We start from the raw sequence: 21,728 nt of genomic DNA on the forward strand, positions 1-21,728 counted from the left end.
CGAAGGGTCAGGGCAGGATCGCGTCGACGTACCCGCCGTCGACGCGCAGCGCTCCCCCGGTGGTGGCCGAGGCCTGTTCGGAGCTGAGGTAGACGACCATGCTGGCGATCTCCTCCGGCTCGATCAGGCGTTGCAGCAGGGACTGCGGGCGGTGCTCGCGCATGAAGGCCCGCTGGGCCTCCTCCCAGGGCAGGGAGCGGTCGACGAGTTCGTACACGAAGTTCTCGACACCGCCGGTGTGGGTGGGCCCGGCGATGACGGAGTTCACCGTCACGCCGGTGCCCGCCGCCTTCTTGGCGAAGCCGCGGCTGACCGCGAGCAGCGCCGTCTTGGACATCCCGTAGTGGATCATCTCAGCGGGGATGACGACGGCCGAGTCGCTGGCGACGTACTGGACACGCCCCCAGCCGCGCTCGGTCATGCCGGGCAGGTACGCCCGGGTCAGCCGCACCGCGGCCAGGACGTTGACCTCGAAGTACCGCCGCCATTCGGCGTCGGTGATCTCCAGCGGGTCGGCGGATCCGAAGATGCCGACGTTGTTCACGAGGACGTCCACCCGCGGCAGCGCCCGGGTCACCCGCTCGGCTCCCTCCTCGCTCGCCACGTCGGCGGCCACCGGCACCAGTTCGGCGCCGGGGACCTCCCGGCCCAGCGCGGCGACCGCCGCCGACACGCTCTCCTCGCTGCGTCCGTTCACCGCCACCCGGGCGCCGGCGCGGGCGAGACCGGCGGCGATGGCGGCGCCGATGCCCTGCGTCGAGCCGGTGACCAGGGCGGTGCGTCCTGTCAGATCGATGTGCATGCGACGAGGGGTTCCCCGCGCGCGGGCCGCTCTACCGGATCGCGGCCCCGCTCGCTCACGCGTCGTCCAGCCGGCGTACGTCCCGCTCGTCCCACGCGCGCGTGTCGCGCGGCTCGACGTACGGCTCCTTGTCCGGCGGGTTGCCGCCGGCGATCGCCCGCTGCCGTGCGGTCTCCGCGTCGAACTCCAGGCCCAGCAGGATCGCCAGGTTGCTGATCCACAGCCAGACGAGGAAGACGATGACGCCGGCCATCGCCCCGTAGGTCTTGTTGTACGAGGAGAACCCGGCGACGTACAGCGCGAACCCGGCCGACGCGATCAGCCACAGGAGCAGGGCGAGGAAGCTGCCGGGGGTGACCCAGCGGAACCCCTTCACCTTGGCGTTCGGGCTCGCCCAGAACAGGATCGCGATCATCACGGTGACCAGGACGACGAGGACCGGCCACTTGGCGATCGCCCAGGCCGTCAGCGCCGCGTCGCCCATGCCGAGGGCCTCACCGGCGCGCCGGGCGATGCCGCCGGTGAACACCACGATGAGGGCGCTGATCACGGCGAGCACCATCAGCACGACCGTCACCCCGAGGCGGACCGGGAGGATCTTCCATATCGGCCGGCCCTCGGGGACGTCGTAGACGGCGTTGGCCGTGCGGATGAAGGCGGCGACGTAGCCGGAGGCCGACCAGACGGCCAGCACCACGCCGACGATCGCCAGGACGGATCCGGTGCCCGCGCTGCCCTGCAGCTGCTCCACCGCGCGTGTGAGGATGTCGCGGGCCGGGCCGGGGGCGAGGTGCTTGAGGTTGCTGAGCACCTTGTCCGTGGCCGACTTGCCCGTGATGCCCAGCAGGGAGACCAGCACCAGCAGGGCGGGGAAGAGGGACAGCACGCCGTAGTAGGTCAGCGCCGCGGCCCGGTCGGTCAGCTCGTCGTCCTTGAACTCGCGCAGCGAGCCCTTGAGGACCCGGCCCCACGCCGCCTTCGGCAGCTTGGTCGGCGCGTCCGGTTCGCGCCGCTGGACCTCCGGGCCGGGCCCGGCCTCCTGCGGCGAGGGCGGCTCGGGCTCCTGCGCCTCGTCGCCGCCGTGGTGGTCCCTGTGCCCTGGAAGATGCAGCTTTGCCATGTGCACCGGGTACCCCGCAGGGCGCGATTACGCAGCCCGGGGGCCGGGGACACGGACGGTTCACCGTCAGGCCGCCCGCCGCGGCGGGATACGCCCCTACCGGCTGCCCGGCGCGCGCCGCGGTGCGCTCGTGGTGCGGTCGGCGCGCGGCGACGTGGAACGGCGGGCTACAGGCCGGCCATGCTGTTTCCGGCGCCCCGCGCGGCGACCGGCTCGCCGGCCGGCATCCGGGCGGGCGGGGCGGCGGTCAGCCGGGGCAGCAGGCAGGTCCAGAACTCCAGCATGCGCTCCTCCGACTCCGGGTCGCGCCCCGGCCCCCCGAGCCGCTCGAAGCCCACCGTCGCCGCCACCACGACCGTGGCCATGCTCTCGGGCGAGACGCCGGCGCGCAGTTCCCCCGCCTCATGGGCCTGCCGGGCGGTGTCGCGCACCCAGTCGTGCCAGGTGTCCAGCACCGCCGTCCCCTCTCCCCGCGCGGGGTCGGCGCTCAGCACGAACCCGGCGCGCACCACCGGGTCGGCGGCCAGGGCCACCACCAGCCGGCGGATCGCGGCGACCAGCGTCCCCGCCGCCCCGGACTCCGCGGACCGGGCGCACTCGGCCAGCTCCCGCACCGAGCAGGCGGCGGCGCCCTCGATCTCGCGGGCGAGGGCGTCCTTGCTGGGGAAGTGGAAGTGCAGCGCGCCGGCGCTGACCCCGGCCCGTCCGCTGATCGCGGGCAGGGAGGCGCGGGCGTAGCCGTCGTGGGCGAAGGCCTCCGCCGCCGCGCGGATCAGGGCCTGCCGGGTGCGAGCCGCCCGTGCCTGCTTGACCATGACGCCCTCCTCCTGGGCCGGCGCGGAGGCAGGCCGATTCCGAGCCCCGTAAACCGCACGTTCAGTATGTTTATGGGGGACGGGCACGGCAAGGCCCGGCGGGCGTCGGCGCGCGCTCAGGAGGCCTGCGGGTTCAGCAGGACGGGCAGCGACCGGTAGCCGTTCAGCATGAACGTCGGCAGCGGCGCCAACTCCTTGGGCGCGCAGGCGAGTCGCACGTCCGGGAACATCTCGAAGAGCCGGGACAGCGCGGAGGCCGCCTCGATCTCCCCGAGCGGCGCGCCGAGGCAGCGGTGCGGTCCGTGGCCGAAGCCGAGGATGTCCCGGTCGCGCTCGCGCAGCAGGTCGAAGCGGTCCGCGTCCGGCCCGTGCCGCTCGGTCTCGTGGCCGCCCGCCGCGAAGTTGACGAGGATGCAGTCGCCCTTGCGGATCCGCACTCCGTCCAGGTCGATGTCCTCCACGGCGAACCGCATCGGCGCGTAGGCGCCGGGCGTGTGCACGCGCATGGTCTCGGCGACCACGTCCGGCCAGCCGGCGCGGCCCGCGCGCACGTGCGCCAGTTGTCCGGGGTGGGTGAGCAGGGCGCCGGCCGCGTTGGTGATGAGGGTGGCGGTGGTGTCCTGACCGGCGGCGATGAACATGAAGAGGGAGCCGAGCAGTTCGTCCTCGGTGAGCCGGTCGCCCTGGTCCCGGGCGGCGATCAGCGAACTGGTGAGGTCGTCACCCGGGTGTTCCCGCTTGGCCTCGACCAGTGCGGCCAGCCGCCCGAAGGCCTCCAGCCGGGCGGCCTCCATCTCGGCGGCGGGCACGGTGGAGCTGAACACGGTGCTCAGCGCGGCGGACAGGGCGTCCGTCTCCGCGCCGCGCGGCACGCCGAACAGCTCGCAGATGACCCGCAGCGGCAGCACCTCGGCGTAGGCGGTGCGCAGGTCGACCGGGGTGCCGGGCGGCAGCGCGGCCAGTTCGCCGAGCAGTTCGGCCGACAGTTCCCGCACGCGGGGCCGCAGGGCCTCGGAGCGCCGCGCGGTGAACGCGCCGGCCATCAGGCGGCGCAGCCTGGTGTGGTGCTCCCCGTACGCGAACAGCATGTTCTCGTTCGCCACCCACGGATAGAGCGGCCACTCCTCGGTGATCTCGCCCTCGACGAACGGCGGCCAGTGCAGGCGCGCGCTGCGCGAGACGCGCGGGTCGGTCAGCAGCCGCTCCACGTACGTCTGCCGCACGACGGCCCAGGCGAGGACCCCGCCGGGCAACTCGACCTGTACCGCGGGGCCCTGGGCGCGCAGCGCCGCGGCCTCGCCCATGTGGTCCCCGCCCATCAGGTCCAAGGCGTAAGGGCAGGCGGTCTGTTCCATCGGTGTGCTCCCTGGGTCGGTCCTGCATCACGTTGTTGCGTGGCGACGTGCCCATGGCAGCGATGTCCGCTTCCGCGCGCCGGAGGGCGCCCGCTCCCCGGCGTCCGGGAGGGGCCGGCGGCCGTGCCCGGCGGAAACCCTACGTTCAGCCGGCGGCCGGTGCCTCCACCGGTTCCCCGCGCAGTTCCATGGCCTCTTCGTGGACGCGTCTGCCCCGGTCGAGCGACATGTCCAGGCGCACCAGGACCGCGGGGACCGCGATGCTGGTCATCAGGTGCCGGTAGAGGTCGACCACCCGCTCCATCAGGTCGGCGTGGTCGTTCATGATCTTGGAGAGAACCTGCGCCCCGGTGAACGCGGCCACGAACGCCTCCGCCGCGGACCGGACGTCGACCTGGGGCAGCAGTTCCCCGTTCGCCTTCGCCCGTTCCAGCAGCGTCGCGTTGTAGTCGATCCAGGCGGCCATCGGCACCCTCCGGTCCAGGCCGTCGTGCGGTGAGCCCTGGTCCACCGTGAGGCGGATGCTGCCGCGCACCAGGGGATCTCCCGAGCCCAGCAGATGGGCGAGGAGGAAGCCCGCGTCCAGCCCTTCCTGGAGCACCACTTGCCGCGGCGGCGATTCCGGCACCGACTTGAGCTGGTCGGTCAGCACCGCCTGGGCGAGCTGCTCCTTCGAGGCGAAGTGGAAGTAGAGGGCGCCCTTGGTGACGTTCGCCCGCTGGAGGATCTCCGAGATGGTCGCCGCCTCGTAGCCGACGTCGGCGAACACCTCGGCGGCCGCCACCAGGATGTTGCGTCTCGTCCTGATCGCTCGTTCCTGCAGGGCCACGGCCTATCCTCCGCACTGGCTTCACGGACCGGTCGGCCACGAAAAGAAACCGACAGGTACGTATCGTGCCACCCCCGAAGATGGCCTTTCAACCATATGGATGCCTCCCCCTCACCGGTGCGCGGGGCTCCCCGGGCCGTCGCCGACGCCACGATAAAACCTGTCGCCCGGTATCTCAATGCCCTGCCGGCCCGGTCGGCACGGGGAAGCCTGCCGCCCGGGGGGAGCCGGGCGTTTCGCCCGAGGTGGCGCTCCGGGAGGTTTACAAAGCACCTCCGTTCGGCCAGCGTTGGCAGAAACTTGGCTTGATAAGCAAACCGGGAGGTCCGTATCTTCTGACCCTGCGCAACCCACCCTGCCGGATCTGCGACCACGGGAGAGGGTCATGACCCTTTTGACGTCCCAGGTACATGTCCCCTCTCCGCCGGAGCTCGGGGAGCACGGCGAGTTGACCCGGCTCCTCTTCGGCGACGACCGCGAGCGCGCACACGGGATGTGGCGCGACCTCATCGCCAAGGACACCTTCCGGCACCGCCCCGGACTCGGCGCCGCCGAGCGCGCCGCGCTCTCCTACGAGTGGCTGCGGCTGGTGAACGACACGGCCGGGGGCGCCGAACGGCTCGCGGACGACCCCGAGTTGCTGGCGGCGCTGCACGAGTGGGCGGCGATCGTGGACGGCGGCGGGGGCCTGTGCACGGTGGCGAGCATCCACTACAACCTCTTCCTCGGCAGCCTGCTCGACCACGGGGGCGCCGGGCGCCGGGACCTGTCCGACTTCACCGCGCTGCGGCGCACCGGAACGTTCCTGTGCACCGAGCTGGACCACGGCAACGACGCCTCGGCGCTGGAGACCACCGCCGAACTGGACCCGGCGACGGGCGGGTTCGTCCTCAGCACCCCGCACGCGGGCGCGCAGAAGTTCATGCCCAACACCAGCATGACGGGCGGTCCGAAGAGCGCCGTGGTCGCCGCCCGCCTCCTGGTCGGAGGCCGAGACGAGGGCGTCTTCCTGTTCCTGACCCCGCTGAGCGACGAGCGGGGGCTGCTGCCGGGCGTCCGGGTCCGCCGGCTGCCGATGCGCACCGGGGCCCCGGTGGACCACTGCCTGACCGCCTTCGACCGGGTGGCGCTGCCGCGCGAGGCGCTGCTGGAGTCCGAGCACGGCCGGCTGGACGCCGAGGGCCGGCTGCACAGCGCTCTCGGCAACCGGCGCAAGCGGTTCCTGCATTCGATCGGCAGGGTCACCATGGGCAAGCTGTGCATGAGCGGCGCCGCCGTCGGGGCGACCCGGGCTGCGCTCGCGATAGCCGTGCGCCACGGCGAGCACCGGCTGGTCAGCGGGCCGCGGGCGGGCGAGCGCGTCCCGGTCAACGCCCACCGCTCGCACCACGGGCGGCTGCTGAAGGGCATCGCCACGGCCTACGCCATGACCTTCCTGCACCGCGCGGCGCTCGCCCGCTGGGCCTTCGGGCGCACCGCCGGGGACGCCGGGGAGCGGGCGGCGGCCGAGCGGCTGATCGCCGTGGCCAAGGGCTGGATCACCTGGCAGGCCCGGGACATCACGGTCGAGTGCCGGGAACGCTGCGGCGCGCAGGGCCTGTTCGCCGCCAACGGCCTGTCGGAGTTCCCGCAGTACATCGAGGGCACCATCACCGCCGAGGGCGACAACCTGGTGATCTGGGTGAAGGCGGCCGCCGAGATGCTCTTCGAGCACCAGCCGCCCCGCCAGGAGCCCGAACCCCCCGGCGGCGTCGAGCGGCTGGCGGACGTCCGGCACCTGCGCGGGCTGCTGGCCCGGGCCGAGGCCGTCTGGCAGGACCGGGCCAGGGCCGCACTGCGCCGGGGACCCTCGGGCGACCCGGTGGAGCGGTGGAACGGCGCCTCCTCGGCCGCCCTGGAGATGGTCTCGGTGCACGCCCGGCTGCAGGCGGCCGACGCCTTCCTGGCCGCGGTGGCCCGGGCGCGCCACCCCGGGGCGGGTGAACTGCTGGAGCGGCTGTGCCAGTTGTTCCTGCTGCAGCAGATCGGCGAGTTCACCGGCGACCTGCTGGCCGACGGCCACCTCTCCGGCGACCAGGTCCGCGCCCTCCCGCAGCTCCTCGACGACCTGCTGCGCGACCTCGCCCCGCGCATGACCGACCTGGTCGAGGCGTTCGACCTGCCCCGGGAGTACCTGGACGCCATTCCGATGGCCGGCCCGGGGCCCGCCTCGCTCGCCGACCACTGCATCGACCACGCCGACGACGGCCCCGGCGGCCGGCCGCTGTCACGGGATCTCCTGCTCGGCCCAGATGATCTTTCCGTCGGCCTTGTGACGGGCTCCCCACTGGTGGGCGAGCCTGGCCACCAGGAACAGCCCGCGCCCTCCCTCGTCCGTGCTGCGGGGGTGCCGCAGCCGGGGGGCGGTGTCACTGGCGTCGCTGACCTCGCAGGTCAGCCGGGTGCCGCGGACCAGCCGTAGCCGGATGGGGGCCCGGGCGTAGCGGATGGCGTTGGTGACCAGTTCGCTGACGATGAGTTCGGTCGTCATGGCCAGCTCACCCAGGCCCCAGTCCGCCATCCGGCGGGTCGCCTCGGCGCGGGCGCGCCCCACGGCGGCCGGTTCGGCGGGCACGTCCCACGAGGCGACCCGGTCCCGCTCCCAGGGCACGGGTACGCGCCAGCAGGAAGGCGACGTCGTCCGGCTGGGGCACGGGCACCAGGCGCCGCACGGCGGCCGCGCACAGGGCGTCGAGGTCGGCCCCGGACCCGGTGAGCACCTGGGCGAGCCGGGCCATGCCGGACTCCATGTCGTGGTCGGCGCCCTCGATGAGGCCGTTGGTGTAGAGGCCGAGGAGGCTGTTCTCGGGCAGGGCGAACTCGGCGGACTCGAAGGCCATGTCGCCCAGTCCCAGCGGCGGCCCGGCCGGGATGTCCGGGAACCGGGCGGGCTCGTCCGGCGTGACGACGACGGGCGGCGGATGCCCGGCCCGCGCCATCGTGCACCGGCGACCGACCGGGTCGTAGACGGCGTAGAGGCAGGTCGCGCCGGTGAAGGTGGCCGTGCTGCGGCTGTCCTGGTCGCGTCCGGACTCCTCCTCGCTCAGCCGCAGCACCAGGTCGTCGAGGTGGGCCAGCAGTTCGTCGGGGGGCATCTCCAGCGCGGCGAGGGTCTGGACGGCCGTGCGCAGCCGGCCCATGCTCGCCGCCGCGGAGATGCCGTGCCCCACCACGTCGCCGACGACGAGCCCCACCCGGGCCCCGGACAGCGGGATCACGTCGAACCAGTCGCCGCCGGCCCCGCCCGACGCGTCCGCCGGACGGTAGCAGGAGGCGACGTCGAGCGCCGTGCCGCCGCTGAGCACGTCCGGCAGCAGGCTGCGCTGCAGGGTGACCGATGTGATGTGATCCCGGGTGTACCGGCGGGCGTTGTCCACGCAGAGCGCCGCCCGCTCCACCAGTTCCCGGGCCACCAGCACGTCGTCGGGGCCGAACGGCACCGGATTGACCGAGCGGAAGAAGCTGGCGAGGCCGAGGACGGTGTCGCGGGCCCGCATCGGCACGGAGATGAGGCTGTGCAGGCCGAACCGGCGCAGGCGGTCCGGCCAGACCGGCTCTCCGGCGCGCCAGGCGGGGTCGGCCGGGTCGATGACCGGGACCAGCACCGGCTCACCGCTGATCAGCAGGTTCCCGTCGCCGGGCGGCGGCAGGAAGCGCACCTCCTCGCCGACCCCGGCCACCGCCTCGGGGCAGCCCTCGCGCACCGACCGCAGGCCCGCGCGGCGCAGCGCCGGCGGCCCGCCCGGCCGGCCGGCGCCTGCCGCCCGGGCGCCGTCGCCCTCGGCGCCGAGCACGGGCTCCAGGAGGTCGACGACGACGAAGTCCGCGAACCGCGGGACCGAGAAGTCGGCCAGCTCCTGCGCGGTGGCCGGCACGTCCAGCGTCCTGCCGATGCTGGTGCCGGCCTCGCTCACCAGGGACAGCAGCCGGCGGGCGTTCCACCGCTCGGTGACGTCCTGGACCATGTAGCAGACGCCGTTGCGGGCGCCCTCGGCGTCGACCAGCGGGAAGAACGACGTCGAGTAGGCGTGCTGCCGGTTGGGATCGGCCCAGCTCCACCCCATGTACTCGTAGTCGGTCACCGGCTCCCCCGTCGCCAGCACCTTGCGCATCCGCCCTTCCAGGACCTCGGCCTGCAGACCGGGCATCAGTTCGCTCAGCCGGTGCCCCAGCCGCTGTTCCCGCGGCACACCGCCGAACCGTTCCAGCGTGTCGTTCAGCCATACGCAGCGCAGGCCCAGGTCCATGACGGCCATGCCGACCGGCGAACGGGTCAGGAACCCGTCGAGGACGGACTGGCCCACCGTCCACCGCGTCCGCTGCTCACGCGCGGAGACCAGGAAGCACTCCTCGTCGCGGATCCGGAAGGCCGCCGAGACCCGGATGTCGAGGTCGAGGCCGCGGCCGTCGCGGTGGCGCAGCGGGATCCGGCCGTTCCAGCCCATCCCGGCACGGCAGTGCCGCGCGACGGCGGCCGCCCGGGCCGGGTCCCCGGGCCCGGCGAGCAGGCGCGCGGCGGAACGGCCGACGACGTCCTGCGCGCGATGACCGAGCAGCGCTTCGGCGCCGCGGGTCCAGCCGGTCACCACGCCGTGGGCCGACAGCACCGCCACCGCGTCGGTGGAGGCGTCGAGGGGATCGCGCGACGCTGCGGGCGTCGACGCGTCGCGGCCCGGTCCGGCAGGTTCCATCGGTTCGACCTCCGTCCTACCCATGGTGCTGCCAGTCCGCGCGAAGCGCACGGACCGCTCTGCGGTTGGGGCGGACCCGGCGCCGGGGGCAGCATGGAGGTACCGGTCCGCAGCGTTCGGGCAGGCCCCCGACGACCGACCGGTGGAGGTGGACCCGGTATGGCAGTGGACTCCTTCCGCGCCGACGACGACCAGAGCCCCGAGGGGCCCCGCCCGACCGGCCTGCTGGACGTGCTCAGCGTGGCCGCCGTCGCCCTGGACACCAGCGGCCGCATCGTCTTCTGGACCCCGCAGGCCGAGGACCTCTTCGGATACACCGCCGAGGACGTCCTCGGCCGGTACGCGGCGCAGCTGCTGGTCCGGCCCGAGCATCTGCAGGCCGTGGTGAGCCTGTTCTCCGAGGTCCTGCAGACCGGCCGGGGGTGGGCCGGCGCCTTTCCCATCCGGCACAAGGACGGCAGCAGCCGCCTGACGGAGTTCCGCACCATGCGGCTGCTCGACGACGTCGGCGACGTGTACGCGCTGGGCATCGCGGCCGACCACACGCTGCTGCAGCGGGTGGAGACCGATCTGGCCCTGTGCGAGCGGCTGATCAACCAGTCCCCGATCGGTCTGGCCCTGCTGGACCCGGACCTGCGCTACCTGCTGGTCAACCCGGCGCTGGAGCGGATCGACGGCGTCCCCGCCGAGCAGCACATCGGGCGCCGGCTGCGGGAGATGCTGCCCTTCTTCGACGTGGGCACCGTCGAGTCCTGCCTGCGTCAGGTGCTCGCCACCGGGCTGCCCCTGCTCGACCAGTACCACGTGGGCCTGCCGCCCTCGGACCCGGAGCACGAGCACGCCTGGTCGCTGTCCTTCTACCGCCTGGAGGACCCCGGCGGGCGGGTGCTGGGCGCGGCCGCCTCGGTCGTCGACGTCACCGAGCGGCACCACGCCGCCGCCGAGGCGGACCGGGCCAGGCGTCGGCTCGCGCTCATCGCGGACGCCTCCACCCGGGTCGGCACCTCGCTGGAGGTCGAGCAGACCGCCCGCGAGCTGGCGGACATAGCCACTCCGGGGCTCGCCGACGTGGTCGCCGTCGACGTCCTCGACTCGGCCCTGGCCTGCCGCCGCGTACGCCGCCCGGACAACGGCCCGGAGCTGTTCCGCGCCCTCGCTCTGCGTGCGGCGCACCCCACCGTGGCGCTGCGGGCCGCCGACCCGCCCGGTGACCTCGCCTCCTACGGGGGCGACCGGCTGGTGACGCTGTGCGTGCACACCGGCCGTCCGGTGCTCGTCCGGCGCGTCGGCCAGGCGGACCTGGCCCGCATCGCGCGCGACGAGGAGGCCGGCGACCATCTGGCCCGGGCGGGCGTGCACTCCTACCTCGCCGTGCCGCTGATCGCGCACGGCGAGGTGCTCGGGGCGCTCGACCTCAAGCGCACCCGCAACCCGCTGCCGTTCGACGACGACGACGTCGTGCTGGCCGGCGAGCTGGCCGGCCGTGCCGCCATCGCCATCGACAACGCGCGCTGGTTCCAGAGCGTGCGCAACACCGCGCTCACCCTCCAGCGCAGCCTGCTGCCCGACCACCCCGCGCACCACACCGGTCTCGAGCTGGCCTCCCGCTACCAGCCCGCGCAGGCCACCAGCGAGGTGGGGGGCGACTGGTACGACGTCATCCCGCTGGCCGACGACAAGACGGCGCTGGTGGTGGGCGACGTCATGGGCAACGGCATCGACGCGGCCGCCACCATGGGCCGGCTGCGCACCGCGACCTGCGCCTACGCGGACCTCGACCTGGCCCCCGACGCGGTGCTCCAGCATCTGGACCGGATCACCTGCGACCTGGAGCACTACATCGTCACCTGCCTGTACGCCGTGTTCGACCCCCGCACCCGGCGGTGCACCATCGCCAACGCGGGGCACATGCCGCCCGCCCTCGCCCGGCCCGGCAAGGCGGCCGAGTTGCTCGACCTGCCCGCCGGGGCGCCGCTCGGCGTCGGCGGCGTCGAGTTCGAGACGGCCACGGTGGAGCTCGGGCCCGGAGGTCTGCTGGTGCTGTACACCGACGGCCTCGTGGAGACACGGCAGCACCCCATCGACGAGCGCCTCGAGGTGCTCCTCGGCTTCCTCGACGATCCCGGACGGCCGCTGGAGGAGACCTGCGACCAGTTGCTGTACGGGTTGCGCAATCCCGAGGACCACGACGACGTGGCGCTGCTCGTCGCCCGGGCGCTGTGACGCCCGCCCGGCCCGTGCCGGGCAATACCCGCCCCGCATGGTGCGGTTCGCCCGGTGGTGCCACCCTGGGACGAGAGGTCTGGCGAGGAGGGCGATCCAGGAGGGCCGATGGGACGGGACGTCCCGGCGCTCGTCTTCACCCGTGAGGACCGGCGCCGGTACCGGATCAAGATGCAGGAGTGTCTCGACGTCCTCGCGCAGATGCTGCGCGAGCAGCTCTTCGAGGCGGAGCGGCCCAGCGTCGGGCTGGAGATCGAGCTGAACCTGGTCGACGACGCGGCCGAGCCCGCGATGCGCAACACCGATGTGCTGGAGGCGATCGCGGACCCCTCCTGGTCGACCGAGCTGGGGCGGTTCAACCTGGAGATCAACGTGCCGCCCCGCGCGCTGACGGAGGGCGGGCCCGACGCCTGGGAGTCCGAGATCCGCGCGGCGCTGAACCACGCGGACGAGCGGGCCCGGTCGGTGGGCGCGCGCCTGGTGGTGATCGGCATCCTGCCCACGCTGCGGCAGAAGGACATCGGCGAGGGGACGCTCTCGGAGAATCCCCGGTACCGGCTGCTGAACGACCAGGTCTTCGCGGCGCGCGGCGAGGACCTGCGGATCGAGGTGGACGGCGTCGACCGGCTGCGGACCTACGCCGACACGATCACCCCGGAGGCCGCGTGCACCAGCACCCAGTTCCATCTGCAGGTGGCTCCGGAGAACTTCGCCGACTACTGGAACGCGGCGCAGGCCATCGCCGGGGTGCAGGTGGCGCTGGCGGCCAACTCGCCGTTCCTGTTCGGCAAGGAGCTGTGGCACGAGACCCGGGTACCGCTGTTCGAGCAGGCGACCGACACCCGCCCCGAGGAGATCAAGGTCCAGGGGGTGCGGCCGCGGGTGTGGTTCGGCGAGCGGTGGATCAACAGCGTCTTCGACCTGTTCGAGGAGAACCTGCGCTACTTCCCCGCCCTGCTGCCGCTGTGCGACGACCAGGATCCCGGCGAGACGCTGGACCGCGGCGACATCCCCGGCCTGTCCGAACTGTCCCTGCACAACGGCACCATCTACCGCTGGAACCGGCCGGTCTACGCGATCGCCCACGACAAGCCGCACGTCCGGGTGGAGAACCGGGTGTTGCCGGCCGGACCGACCGTCGCCGACACCCTCGCCAACGGCGCCTTCTACTACGGTCTGACGCGCGGCCTGGTGGAGGAGGACCGGCCGGTGTGGTCGCGGATGTCCTTCGCCGCGGCCGAGGAGAACCTCCACACGGCGGCCCGGCACGGGATCGACGCCCTGCTGTACTGGCCGGGGATGGGCGAGGTGCCGGTGCCCGAACTGGTGCTGCGCCGCCTGCTGCCGCTGGCGCACCGCGGTCTCGAGCACTCCGGCATGGACTCGGCCTGGCGGGAGCCGCTGCTCGGCGTCATCGAGCAGCGCTGTGTCACCGCCCGCAACGGGGCGGTGTGGCAGAAGGAGATGTTCCACCGGATCGAGGCGGGCACCCGGGCCGGCCGGCACGAGGCGCTGCGCCGGATGACCGAGCTGTACATCGACTACATGCACCTCAACGCCCCGGTCCACACCTGGCCGGTGGACTGAACCCCCGGGCCGGGACGGCCCGTCAGCCGGGCGGCCGCTCGCCGCCGTCCACCACCGCCTCCTCCTCGCACGCCGGGGCGCCGCGCGGCCGCCGCACGACGAGGTCCCGCACCTCGAACGACATGCCGGTCGCCGACCCGTCGGGCGCGGGGTGGTAACGCCCGGCGCAGACGGACAGGTTGACGATGAGGTGGGCGTGCCAGCCGGAGCCCACCCCTCGCCGGTCCGCGAAGGCCCGGGCGCCGTTCACCCACCACACGACGGACCGGGCGCCGAAGTCGGTCCGCAGGTCCACCCAGGCGCCGGGGCGTACGGCGTCGTCGCGGAAGTAGCTCCCGCCGCCGCGCACATGGTTGGAGAACTCCAGCAGGTCGGGGTTGTCGGGGTGGTACTCGAAGACGTCGATCTCCTGGCCGCCGTCGCGCCAGGTCCAGACGGCGGGCCAGGCGCCGGTCTCCCGGGGCAGCCGGACCCGCGCGGTGAGGACGTCTCCCGAGCGGACCAGGAAGGCCTCCTGGCTGCCCTCCGTGGTCAGCAGTCCGGTGTTCCAGAGGCCGTCCGGCCGGCGCCGGGCCCGGAAGACGCCCGAGCGGCTGTAGGCGGCGTCGGACACCAGGTGGTCGAGCTTGTCGTCGCCGGGGTTGACCGGGCCGCCGTCGGGATACGCCCACGAACGGCCCGCGACCCACTGGCGCTCGGAGGTGAAGTCCGCCGTGAACACCACGTCGGACCCGGCCGGGGTGCGCGGAGCCGGAACCGGGCCGCTCGGTGTCGGTTGTTCCATGACCGATGTCTCACCGGCCGGGGCCCGCCCATGCGCCGGACCGGCCGGAACACCCTGGGAATGACCCGTACGGGTGAAGGGCGCCCGCGCACGCGCCCGCGTGCTCAGCTCTCGCGCAGGACTAGGACGAGCGGGACGCCGTGACAGGGCACCAGGCGCAGGCCGGGATGATCGGCGCCCGCGGCCCCGGCGAGCAGGTCCCCGAAGCGGGGGCCCTTGGTGAGGGAGCCGGCCAGGTGCGCGGGGTCCGCGGAGGCGGCGACCCGGCCGCGGGCGTTCACCAGGTGGGCGGGCCGGGGCAGCCGGCGCAGCAGGGGCAGCACGACGGCTTCGAAGTGCCGCAGGTAGACGTCGGCGGCGGCCACCCCGGCGAAGCGCCCTGCCGTCGTGACGGGTGCGGACAGGGTGAGGCTGTACTCGTCGGAGCAGAGGTAGTCGACGTAGGGGCCCGCCACGGCACGGTGGCCGGTGTCGCGGGGCAGGGTGAACCAGTCCCAGTGCGTGTAGTCGGAGTAGGCCGAGTGACCGGGGTCGAGGTCGAGCAGCAGGGGCCGCAGGTCTCCGTCGCCGTCCTGCTGCCACCACTCCAGCCACGCCGGTACGTCGGCCAGCAGGCCGGGGGCCGCCACGAAGCCCGCCCCGGAGACCAGTTCCTGGCCGGTCAGCCGGCGGTGCAGTCCGGGGCGCAGGGCGGCGAGGTCCGCGCTCGCGGGGCGCCGGCCGTGCGCGGACGCCCTGGCGAGCAGGTCCGCGGTGTCGGCGCGGGTGGCCGCGACGGCGTCGAAGACCGACTCCAGCGCGCCGCCGACCTGGGAGGCCACCCAGGCCGCGACGTCCGTGTCCAGCGTGGCGGCCGCCGAGACGGCCCGCCCTGGGCTCCAGCCCATGGTGTCCTCCATCGGACGGGAACCGGGCGCGGCGCGTTCAGAGCGTGAGGCGTACGGCGACGAGCCGTGCCGTGGCGTCCCTGACGCACCGCTCGGCCAGCGTGCCGGCCGTTTGGTCCGCCCCATCCTGCACGGCGGAGATTACGGACCGGTGACGCTCCGCCACTTCTTCACGATATTCGTCGCTGCCGAGGACCAGGCACAGCAGCGCCCCCACCTCGCTCTGCAGGGCCACCTGTTCACGGGTGAGCCGGGCGGACTGGGCGGCGGCCGCGAGTTCGACGTGGAAGCGGCCGTACAGGCGGCTGCGCGCGGACGCCTCCCGCGCCAGCGCCAGTTGCTCAACGGTGCGGCGCAGCGGGTCCAGGTCGCCGGGCTCGGTGCGCCGGGCGGCGAGGCGGGCGGCGGCGCCGGACAGGGCGGCCCAGTGGTCGCCCAGGTCGCGCAGTTCGTCGGTGCTCCAGCCGCGCAGCCGGGCCTCCAGCCGGCCGGCTGCGGGGACCTCGGGCAGGGAGACGAAGCTGCCGCCGCCGCGGCCCCGGCGGGTGGTGACCAGGCCCTGCTGCCGCAACGCCATGAGCGCCTCGCGCAGGGTCACGGTGGAGACGCCGAGCCGCCCGGCCAGGTCGCTCTCGCCGGGCAGTTGCTCGCCGTCGGCGAGCAGGCCGAGTTCGATGGCGTCCCCTATGCGGCGGACGACGGCGTCCACGCGCGCCCGGCCGTCCACCGGGGCGAAGACGGCCATGCGCGCGCCGCCTTCTCTCTCGTGCTGCCTCACGTCCACCACCTCGTGCATTGACTCAAGCTTTACCTTAAGGGGCTCTTGAGTTCAGAACTATGACTTCATATGTTTGCGGTCAACGTTGAGCGCCCCAGAAAGGTTCCCGCATGGAGGGAATTGCGATCCGGCTGCAGGATCTGCGCAAGTCTTTCGGTGAGACGACCGCCGTGGCCGGAGTCGACCTGGACGTCCGGGACGGGGAGTTCTTCTCCATGCTCGGCCCGTCCGGTTCCGGGAAGACGACGGTCCTCCGGCTCATCGCCGGGTTCGAGACCCCGACCGGGGGCAGTGTCGAACTCGCCGGGCAGGACGTCACCGGCCTCGCCCCCTTCGAACGGGACGTGCACACCGTCTTCCAGGACTACGCCCTGTTCCCGCACATGACGGTCGAGCAGAACGTCGCCTACGGGCTGCGGATCCGCAAGGTGCCGAAGGCCGAACGCCTGGTGCGCGCCCGCAAGGCACTGGCGGAGGTCCGCCTCGAGGGCTACGGCCGGCGCCGCCCCTCCCAGTTGTCCGGCGGCCAGCGCCAGCGCGTCGCCCTCGCCCGCGCCCTCGTCGGCCGCCCCCGGGTCCTGCTGCTCGACGAGCCGCTCGGCGCCCTCGACCTGAAGCTGCGCGAGCAGATGCAGGTCGAACTCAAGGCGCTGCAGCGGGAGGTGGGCATCACCTTCGTGTTCGTCACCCACGACCAGGAGGAGGCCCTGACGATGAGCGACCGCATCGCCGTCTTCGACCAGGGCCGCATCGCCCAGGTCGGCACGCCTGCGGAGATATACGAGCGGCCCGCCACCGCGTTCGTCGCCTCCTTCGTCGGCACCTCCAACCTGCTGGAGGGCGAGACGGCCCGGCGGGTCGTCGGCGCGGCGGGCACGTACAACATCCGCCCGGAGAAGATCCGCGTACTGAAGGAGTCCGCCGAGGCCGACGAGCCCGGGCACGCCACCGCGACCGGCACCGTGGCCGAGGTCGTCTACCTCGGCGACGCCACCCGCTTCCTGGTCGACCTCGACGGCGGCGGCCGGCTCACCGCCCTGCAGCAGAACCTGGAGACCTCCTCCGAGGACGTCGCCGCGTTCCGCGGGTCCCGGGTCCGTCTGCGCTGGCACCGCGGACACGCCGTCCCACTGCCCTCCTGACCCTCCCGCCCGGCCTCCGGGCCCCTCCTCCACTTCCCTACCGCCGTCCCGCTCCGCGCAAGGCTCCCTCACCCCTGGAGAACGTCGTGCGTCTCACCCGTACTCTGAAGGCCGCGGCCGGCGCCGCCGCACTGCTGCTGGCCGCCGCCTGCGACTCCTCCGGCTCGGGCGGCTCCGCCGCCTCCGGCCTCAACCCGCCCGACCTCAAGGCGCCCACGAAACTGGGCCGGACCGAGGGCCAGGTCAATCTGATCGCCTGGGCCGGATACGTCGAGGACGGCTCCAACGACCCCAAGGCCGACTGGGTCAGCGGCTTCGAGAAGCAGACCGGCTGTCAGGTCCACTCCAAGGTCGCCGCCAGCTCGGACGAGATGGTCAAGCTGATGAAGACCGGGGAGTACGACGCCGTCTCCGCCTCCGGCGACGCCTCCCTGCGCCTGATCGCCTCCGGTGACGCGGCCCCGGTCAACACCTCGCTGGTCCCCAACTACAAGGACGTCTTCAGCGGGCTGAAGAACGGCGCCTGGAACTCCGTGAAGGGCCGGATGTACGGCATCCCGCACGGCCGGGGCGCCAACCTGCTGATGTACAACACCGCCAAGGTGAACCCGGCGCCCACCTCCTGGTCGGCCGTGTTCGACGACGCCGCCCGGTACAAGGGGCACGTCACCGCCTACGACTCGCCGATCTACATCGCCGACGCGGCCCTCTACCTCAAGGCCGCCAGGCCCGAGCTGAAGATCAAGGACCCCTACGCGCTCGACCAGAAGCAGTTCGACGCCGCCGTGGCGCTGCTGAAGAAGCAGAACGGCGACATCGGCGAGTACTGGGGCGACTACCTCAAGGAGGTCTCCGCCTTCAAGAGCGGGGACTCCGTGGTCGGCACCACCTGGCAGGTCATCGCCAGCCTCGCCGCCGACGAGGGCGCCAAGGTCAAGGCGTTCGTGCCCAAGGAGGGTTCGACCGGCTGGTCCGACACCTGGATGGTCTCCGCGAAGGCCAAGCACCCCAACTGCGCCTACAAGTGGCTCGACTGGATCATCTCGCCCAAGGTCAACGCCCAGGTCGCCGAGTACTTCGGGGAGGCGCCGGCCAACTCCAAGGCGTGCGCCGAGACCAGTGACAAGAACTTCTGCACCACTTACCACGCCTCCGACGAGGGCTACTGGAAGAACATCGCCTTCTGGAACACGCCCATCGAGCAGTGCCTGGACGGCCGCACCGGCGTCCGCTGCGTTCCGTACGCCAAGTGGGTCCAGGCCTGGACCGAGATCAAGGGCTGAGCGGTGACGACCGATGTGACGACGGCCGCCGGACGGGGCACCGTCCGGCGGCTCGCCGGGACGCTGCACCGCAGGCCCCGGCTGCGCCTGACCCTCCTGCTCACCGCCCCGCTGCTGTGGCTCACCGTCCTCTACCTCGGCTCGCTGGCGGTCCTGTTCGTCTCGGCGTTCTGGACGACGGACTCCTTCACCTCCGAGGTGGTGAAGGTCTGGTCGACGGACAACTTCCACGCGCTGTTCACCACACCGGTGTTCCGGCAGGTGGTGCTGCGCAGCGTCGGCGTGGCCCTGGCGGTGACCGTGCTGTGCGCGGTGATCGCCTTCCCGGTCGCCTTCTACACCGCGCGGGTGGCCCGGCCCGGATGGCGTCCGCTGCTCGTGGTGGCCATCCTGACGCCGCTGTGGGCGAGCTACCTCGTCAAGGTGTACGCCTGGCGGCTCATCCTCGCCGAGGGCGGTCTGGCCGACTGGATGCTCCGCCCGTTCGGGCTGAACGGTCCGGGCTTCGGGCTGCCCGCCACCGTGCTCACCCTGACCTATCTGTGGCTGCCGTACATGATCCTGCCGGTCCACACGGCCCTGGAGCAGTTGCCGGACAACCTGCTCGACGCCTCCGCCGACCTCGGCGCGCGGGCCGGCCGCACGTTCCGCTCGGTGGTCCTGCCCATGGTGCTGCCCTCGGTCGCCGCCGGTTCGGTCTTCACCTTCTCGCTGAGCCTCGGCGACTACATCACCGTGCAGATCGTCGGCGGCAAGACCCAGCTGATCGGCAACCTCGTGTACTCCAACGTCGAACTCAACCTGCCCATGGCCGCCGCGCTCGGCACCGTCCCCGTCGTCGTGATCGTCCTGTACCTGCTGGCGATCCGCCGCACGGGCGCCCTGAACAACCTCTAGAGGAGGAGCGCCATGCATCTCGGCCGCACCGCGCGGATCGCCCTGCGCCTGGGCGCCGCACTCGGCTTCGCGGTGATCTACGTCCCGCTGCTGCTCGTCCTCGTCAACTCCCTGAGCCCCGACCGCAGCGCGAGCTGGCCGCCGCCCGGACTCACCCTGCACTGGTGGTCGGTGGCCGCGGACAACTCCGGTGCGCGCGCCGCGCTGTGGGTGTCGGTGAAGGCGGGCCTGGGGGCCACGGCCATCGCGCTGGCACTCGGCACGCTGATCGCCTTCGCGGTGGCCCGGCACCGCTTCTTCGGCCGCGGCACGGTGTCCTTCGTGGTGGTGCTGCCGATCGCCCTGCCCGGCATCGTCACGGGCATCGCCCTGAACTCGGCGTTCGGCACCGTGCTGAAGCCGCTCGGCGTGGGCCTCGGCCTGTTCACCGTGATCGTCGGTCACGCGACCTTCTGCATCGTCGTGGTCTTCAACAACGTCGTGGCCCGGCTGCGCCGGACGGCGGCCTCGTACGAGGAGGCGGCGATGGACCTCGGCGCGAGCTCCTTCCGTGCCTTCGCCGACGTCACCTTCCCGCTGGTGCGCTCGGCGCTGCTGGCCGGCGGTCTGCTCGCATTCGCCCTGTCCTTCGACGAGATCGTGGTCACGACCTTCACCGCGGGGCCCGGCGTCGAGACCCTGCCCATCTGGATCTTCGACAACATGACCCGCCCGCAGCAGGCGCCCGTGGTGAACGTCGTGGCCGCCGTCCTCGTCCTGCTCTCGGTCGTCCCGATCTACGCCGCCCAGCGGCTGTCCGCGGACACGGCCACGTCGAGCCGGGTGTGACGGGCGGCGCGACCCGTTGGCGCCGCCGTGAAGCGGATCACCAACCTCCGTATCGGGCCCGGCGTTCGGCGACATGCTCGCACCGCCGCCGGGTACGCGACCGGTCCAGGACGCCGGCACGGGAGGAGACTGGCCGTGACACCGCATGGGACAGCACAGGACCGGGGCCTCGGTGACCTCGAACCGGGCACCGCGCAACGTGCGCAGTTACGCGCCCGGATCACCGACATCGCCTGGACGGCCGGATGTGCCGTCCTCGCCCTCTGGGCGGTGTGGAGCGTGGTCGGCGCGGTGCGCGGGACGACGGCCTGGGCGTACAGCGCCGTGGCCGGGGTCCTGCTGGCCGTGGCGCTGACCGCCCGGGCGGCCGGCCGCCGCCGGCCGCGCCGCTGAGGGCGGGAGGGGCCGTGGAGCGTCTGAACGACTTCATGGGCCGGCACCTGTGGCTGCAGATCGCCGTGTCCACCCTGCTCACCACCGCCCTGATCTGGTGTCTGTACCCGTCGCGTTCGGTGGTCTCGATCCTGGTGCGTACGGTGCTGTGCTCGCTGGGGGCCATCGCCGTGGTGGTGACGGCACGCCGCCGGGAGAAGCGTGCGGCCGGCGGTTCCACGGACCGGCTCGTCGCGCTGGACGGCAGGCTGCGCCGGGGCGAGGCCCCCACCGACCCGGCGGAGCGCGAGGCGATGCGCGCCCTGGTGGAGCAGCGCCTGCACCGCACCCGGCACCGCGTCCCGGCCCAGACCGGACTCGCTCTGCTCTTCTGCGCGGTGACGGTACTGACCGCGCTGACCGCCGGACCGCGCCAGACCCTGGGCCTCGCGCTGCTCACCGCGGTCTTCCTCGGCTGGTCCATCCCCTACGGCAACCTCCAGCACCGGAGGCTGTGCCGGATGCGGTCGGCACTGGCCGGTCACCGGCGCGAGCCCGGCGCCGCCGGCGGCACCCCTCGGTCCGCATGACCGGTGGCCTCACCACGGACCCGGCGCTGACGCTGCGCGCGGCCTACGAGACCGCATCGGCGGTCGTGGCGGAACTGGGCGACGAGGAGTCGTGGCTGCCCACGGGCTGCACCGGCTGGGCGGTCCGCGATCTCGTCCTGCACTGCCTGGAGGACGCCCGGCGCGGCCTGGTCGCCCTGCACACTCCGTGCGAGGAGCCGGCGGACCGCGACGCGGTGACCTACTGGACGGACTGGCGGCCGGATGCCCCGGGGGCGGCGAACGGCCGGCGCTGGGCGCGGGTGAGCGCGAGCATGTTCCTGGACTTCGGCCAACTGCGCGACCTCTACACGCAGACCGTGACCGCGGCCGGGCACGCGGCGGCCTGCGCCGACCCCGCCGCGCGGGTGGCGACCCAGGGGCACGTCCTGACGGCGGGCGATCTGATGACCACCCTCGCGGTCGAGGCGACCGTCCACCATCTCGACATGGTCGTCCGGCTCCCACTGGCCCCCGGCCCGTCCGCCGAGGGACTCGCCGCGGTCCGCGCCACCCTCGACGGCCTGCTCGGCCGCCCCGCGCCGCCCTGGTGGAGCGACAGCCACTACGCGCGCGTGGGCACGGGACGGGCCGCGCTCACCGACACCGATCGCGGCGCGCTGGGCGCGGCGGCGCACCGCTTCCCGCTGTTCGGCTGACGGCGCCCGTCCGCGTCCACCGCGTCCCG

Annotated in this window: 17 protein-coding genes and 2 pseudogenes; 10 read left to right on the forward strand and 9 right to left on the reverse strand. The window is 73.2% G+C overall.

The features are described from left to right. Positions 1 to 7 precede the first annotated feature (7 nt). From ACFQ9Z_RS00510 to ACFQ9Z_RS00530, 5 genes are all read right to left on the reverse strand, one after another. Positions 8 to 802, reverse strand: coding sequence for an SDR family NAD(P)-dependent oxidoreductase (locus tag ACFQ9Z_RS00510; protein ID WP_383009077.1), 795 nt, complete (start codon positions 800 to 802; stop codon positions 8 to 10). A 55-nt stretch (positions 803 to 857) separates the two neighbouring features. Continuing rightward, a complete protein-coding gene (locus ACFQ9Z_RS00515; RefSeq protein ID WP_383009079.1) occupies positions 858 to 1,922 on the reverse strand; it encodes a YihY/virulence factor BrkB family protein in 1,065 nt (354 codons plus the stop codon). Between the two features lie 167 nt (positions 1,923 to 2,089). Beyond that, on the reverse strand, positions 2,090 to 2,737 hold the full coding sequence (locus ACFQ9Z_RS00520) for a ScbR family autoregulator-binding transcription factor (RefSeq protein WP_383009081.1): 648 nt from the start codon (positions 2,735 to 2,737) through the stop codon (positions 2,090 to 2,092). A gap of 116 nt (positions 2,738 to 2,853) precedes the next feature. Beyond that, positions 2,854 to 4,092, reverse strand: coding sequence for a cytochrome P450 (locus tag ACFQ9Z_RS00525; RefSeq protein ID WP_383009084.1), 1,239 nt, complete (start codon positions 4,090 to 4,092; stop codon positions 2,854 to 2,856). A 145-nt stretch (positions 4,093 to 4,237) separates the two neighbouring features. Continuing rightward, the gene (locus ACFQ9Z_RS00530; protein ID WP_383009086.1) at positions 4,238 to 4,921 is read right to left on the reverse strand and encodes a ScbR family autoregulator-binding transcription factor; all 684 of its coding nucleotides are present in this window, start codon (positions 4,919 to 4,921) and stop codon (positions 4,238 to 4,240) included. 385 nt (positions 4,922 to 5,306) lie between these two features. Between ACFQ9Z_RS00530 and ACFQ9Z_RS00535 the strand changes: the two are divergent. Next, positions 5,307 to 7,124: pseudogene (locus ACFQ9Z_RS00535) on the forward strand (acyl-CoA dehydrogenase); the annotation flags it as partial. A 63-nt stretch (positions 7,125 to 7,187) separates the two neighbouring features. On the opposite strand, the pseudogene ACFQ9Z_RS00540 reads toward ACFQ9Z_RS00535, so the two are convergent. After that, positions 7,188 to 9,651 (reverse strand): annotated as a pseudogene (locus ACFQ9Z_RS00540) (SpoIIE family protein phosphatase). A 159-nt stretch (positions 9,652 to 9,810) separates the two neighbouring features. Here ACFQ9Z_RS00540 and ACFQ9Z_RS00545 point away from each other — a divergent pair. Both ACFQ9Z_RS00545 and ACFQ9Z_RS00550 read left to right on the forward strand, forming a co-directional pair. Further along, the gene (locus ACFQ9Z_RS00545; RefSeq protein ID WP_383009088.1) at positions 9,811 to 11,874 is read left to right on the forward strand and encodes a SpoIIE family protein phosphatase; all 2,064 of its coding nucleotides are present in this window, start codon (positions 9,811 to 9,813) and stop codon (positions 11,872 to 11,874) included. A gap of 108 nt (positions 11,875 to 11,982) precedes the next feature. After that, entirely contained in the window at positions 11,983 to 13,461 is a 1,479-nt protein-coding gene (locus ACFQ9Z_RS00550; protein WP_383009090.1) for a glutamate-cysteine ligase family protein, read from the forward strand. 22 nt (positions 13,462 to 13,483) lie between these two features. Here the strand turns inward: ACFQ9Z_RS00550 and ACFQ9Z_RS00555 are convergent, their stop codons facing one another. The 3 genes from ACFQ9Z_RS00555 to ACFQ9Z_RS00565 all read right to left on the reverse strand — a co-directional run bounded on the left by ACFQ9Z_RS00555 (position 13,484) and on the right by ACFQ9Z_RS00565 (position 15,877). After that, positions 13,484 to 14,245, reverse strand: a complete 762-nt coding sequence (locus tag ACFQ9Z_RS00555; protein ID WP_383009092.1) for a beta-glucanase — start codon at positions 14,243 to 14,245, stop codon at positions 13,484 to 13,486. Between the two features lie 104 nt (positions 14,246 to 14,349). Continuing rightward, complete coding sequence (locus tag ACFQ9Z_RS00560; RefSeq protein WP_383009094.1) at positions 14,350 to 15,132, reverse strand: cache domain-containing protein; 783 nt, start codon at positions 15,130 to 15,132, stop codon at positions 14,350 to 14,352. Positions 15,133 to 15,169: 37 nt separating this feature from the next. Beyond that, positions 15,170 to 15,877 carry a FadR/GntR family transcriptional regulator gene (locus tag ACFQ9Z_RS00565; protein WP_383010265.1) on the reverse strand — a complete coding sequence of 236 codons (708 nt, stop codon included), beginning with the start codon at positions 15,875 to 15,877 and terminating at the stop codon, positions 15,170 to 15,172. A gap of 143 nt (positions 15,878 to 16,020) precedes the next feature. On the opposite strand from ACFQ9Z_RS00565, the gene ACFQ9Z_RS00570 reads away from it, so the two are divergent. From ACFQ9Z_RS00570 to ACFQ9Z_RS00600, 7 genes are all read left to right on the forward strand, one after another. Beyond that, on the forward strand, positions 16,021 to 17,052 hold the full coding sequence (locus ACFQ9Z_RS00570; protein ID WP_383009096.1) for an ABC transporter ATP-binding protein: 1,032 nt from the start codon (positions 16,021 to 16,023) through the stop codon (positions 17,050 to 17,052). Positions 17,053 to 17,138: 86 nt separating this feature from the next. Beyond that, the gene (locus ACFQ9Z_RS00575; protein ID WP_383009099.1) at positions 17,139 to 18,335 is read left to right on the forward strand and encodes an ABC transporter substrate-binding protein; all 1,197 of its coding nucleotides are present in this window, start codon (positions 17,139 to 17,141) and stop codon (positions 18,333 to 18,335) included. Between the two features lie 3 nt (positions 18,336 to 18,338). Then, positions 18,339 to 19,232: an ABC transporter permease gene (locus tag ACFQ9Z_RS00580; protein WP_383009101.1), complete on the forward strand. Its 894-nt coding sequence runs from the start codon at positions 18,339 to 18,341 to the stop codon at positions 19,230 to 19,232. Between the two features lie 12 nt (positions 19,233 to 19,244). Continuing rightward, positions 19,245 to 20,060: an ABC transporter permease gene (locus ACFQ9Z_RS00585; protein ID WP_383009103.1), complete on the forward strand. Its 816-nt coding sequence runs from the start codon at positions 19,245 to 19,247 to the stop codon at positions 20,058 to 20,060. A gap of 135 nt (positions 20,061 to 20,195) precedes the next feature. After that, positions 20,196 to 20,453 (forward strand): hypothetical protein, encoded by a 258-nt coding sequence (locus ACFQ9Z_RS00590; protein WP_383009106.1) that lies wholly within the window; start codon positions 20,196 to 20,198, stop codon positions 20,451 to 20,453. 14 nt (positions 20,454 to 20,467) lie between these two features. Next, entirely contained in the window at positions 20,468 to 21,022 is a 555-nt protein-coding gene (locus ACFQ9Z_RS00595; RefSeq protein ID WP_383009108.1) for a hypothetical protein, read from the forward strand. Further along, a complete protein-coding gene (locus tag ACFQ9Z_RS00600) occupies positions 21,019 to 21,699 on the forward strand; it encodes a maleylpyruvate isomerase N-terminal domain-containing protein (protein ID WP_383009110.1) in 681 nt (226 codons plus the stop codon). The genes ACFQ9Z_RS00595 and ACFQ9Z_RS00600 overlap by 4 nt, the downstream gene beginning before the upstream one ends. Positions 21,700 to 21,728 lie beyond the last annotated feature (29 nt).

The sequence above is a fragment of the Streptomyces sp. NPDC056580 genome (assembly GCF_042793175.1).
Lineage (GTDB): Bacteria > Actinomycetota > Actinomycetes > Streptomycetales > Streptomycetaceae > Streptomyces.

Coding starts and splice junctions, on each gene's coding strand:
- ACFQ9Z_RS00510 (WP_383009077.1), bottom strand. CDS start 802: ATGCACATCGATCTGACAGGACGCACCGCCCTGGTCACCGGCTCGACG.
- ACFQ9Z_RS00570 (WP_383009096.1), top strand. CDS start 16,021: ATGGAGGGAATTGCGATCCGGCTGCAGGATCTGCGCAAGTCTTTCGGT.
- ACFQ9Z_RS00520 (WP_383009081.1), bottom strand. CDS start 2,737: ATGGTCAAGCAGGCACGGGCGGCTCGCACCCGGCAGGCCCTGATCCGC.
- ACFQ9Z_RS00550 (WP_383009090.1), top strand. CDS start 11,983: ATGGGACGGGACGTCCCGGCGCTCGTCTTCACCCGTGAGGACCGGCGC.
- ACFQ9Z_RS00555 (WP_383009092.1), bottom strand. CDS start 14,245: ATGGAACAACCGACACCGAGCGGCCCGGTTCCGGCTCCGCGCACCCCG.
- ACFQ9Z_RS00565 (WP_383010265.1), bottom strand. CDS start 15,877: ATGGCCGTCTTCGCCCCGGTGGACGGCCGGGCGCGCGTGGACGCCGTC.
- ACFQ9Z_RS00560 (WP_383009094.1), bottom strand. CDS start 15,132: ATGGGCTGGAGCCCAGGGCGGGCCGTCTCGGCGGCCGCCACGCTGGAC.
- ACFQ9Z_RS00545 (WP_383009088.1), top strand. CDS start 9,811: ATGGCAGTGGACTCCTTCCGCGCCGACGACGACCAGAGCCCCGAGGGG.
- ACFQ9Z_RS00585 (WP_383009103.1), top strand. CDS start 19,245: ATGCATCTCGGCCGCACCGCGCGGATCGCCCTGCGCCTGGGCGCCGCA.
- ACFQ9Z_RS00525 (WP_383009084.1), bottom strand. CDS start 4,092: ATGGAACAGACCGCCTGCCCTTACGCCTTGGACCTGATGGGCGGGGAC.
- ACFQ9Z_RS00600 (WP_383009110.1), top strand. CDS start 21,019: ATGACCGGTGGCCTCACCACGGACCCGGCGCTGACGCTGCGCGCGGCC.
- ACFQ9Z_RS00515 (WP_383009079.1), bottom strand. CDS start 1,922: ATGGCAAAGCTGCATCTTCCAGGGCACAGGGACCACCACGGCGGCGAC.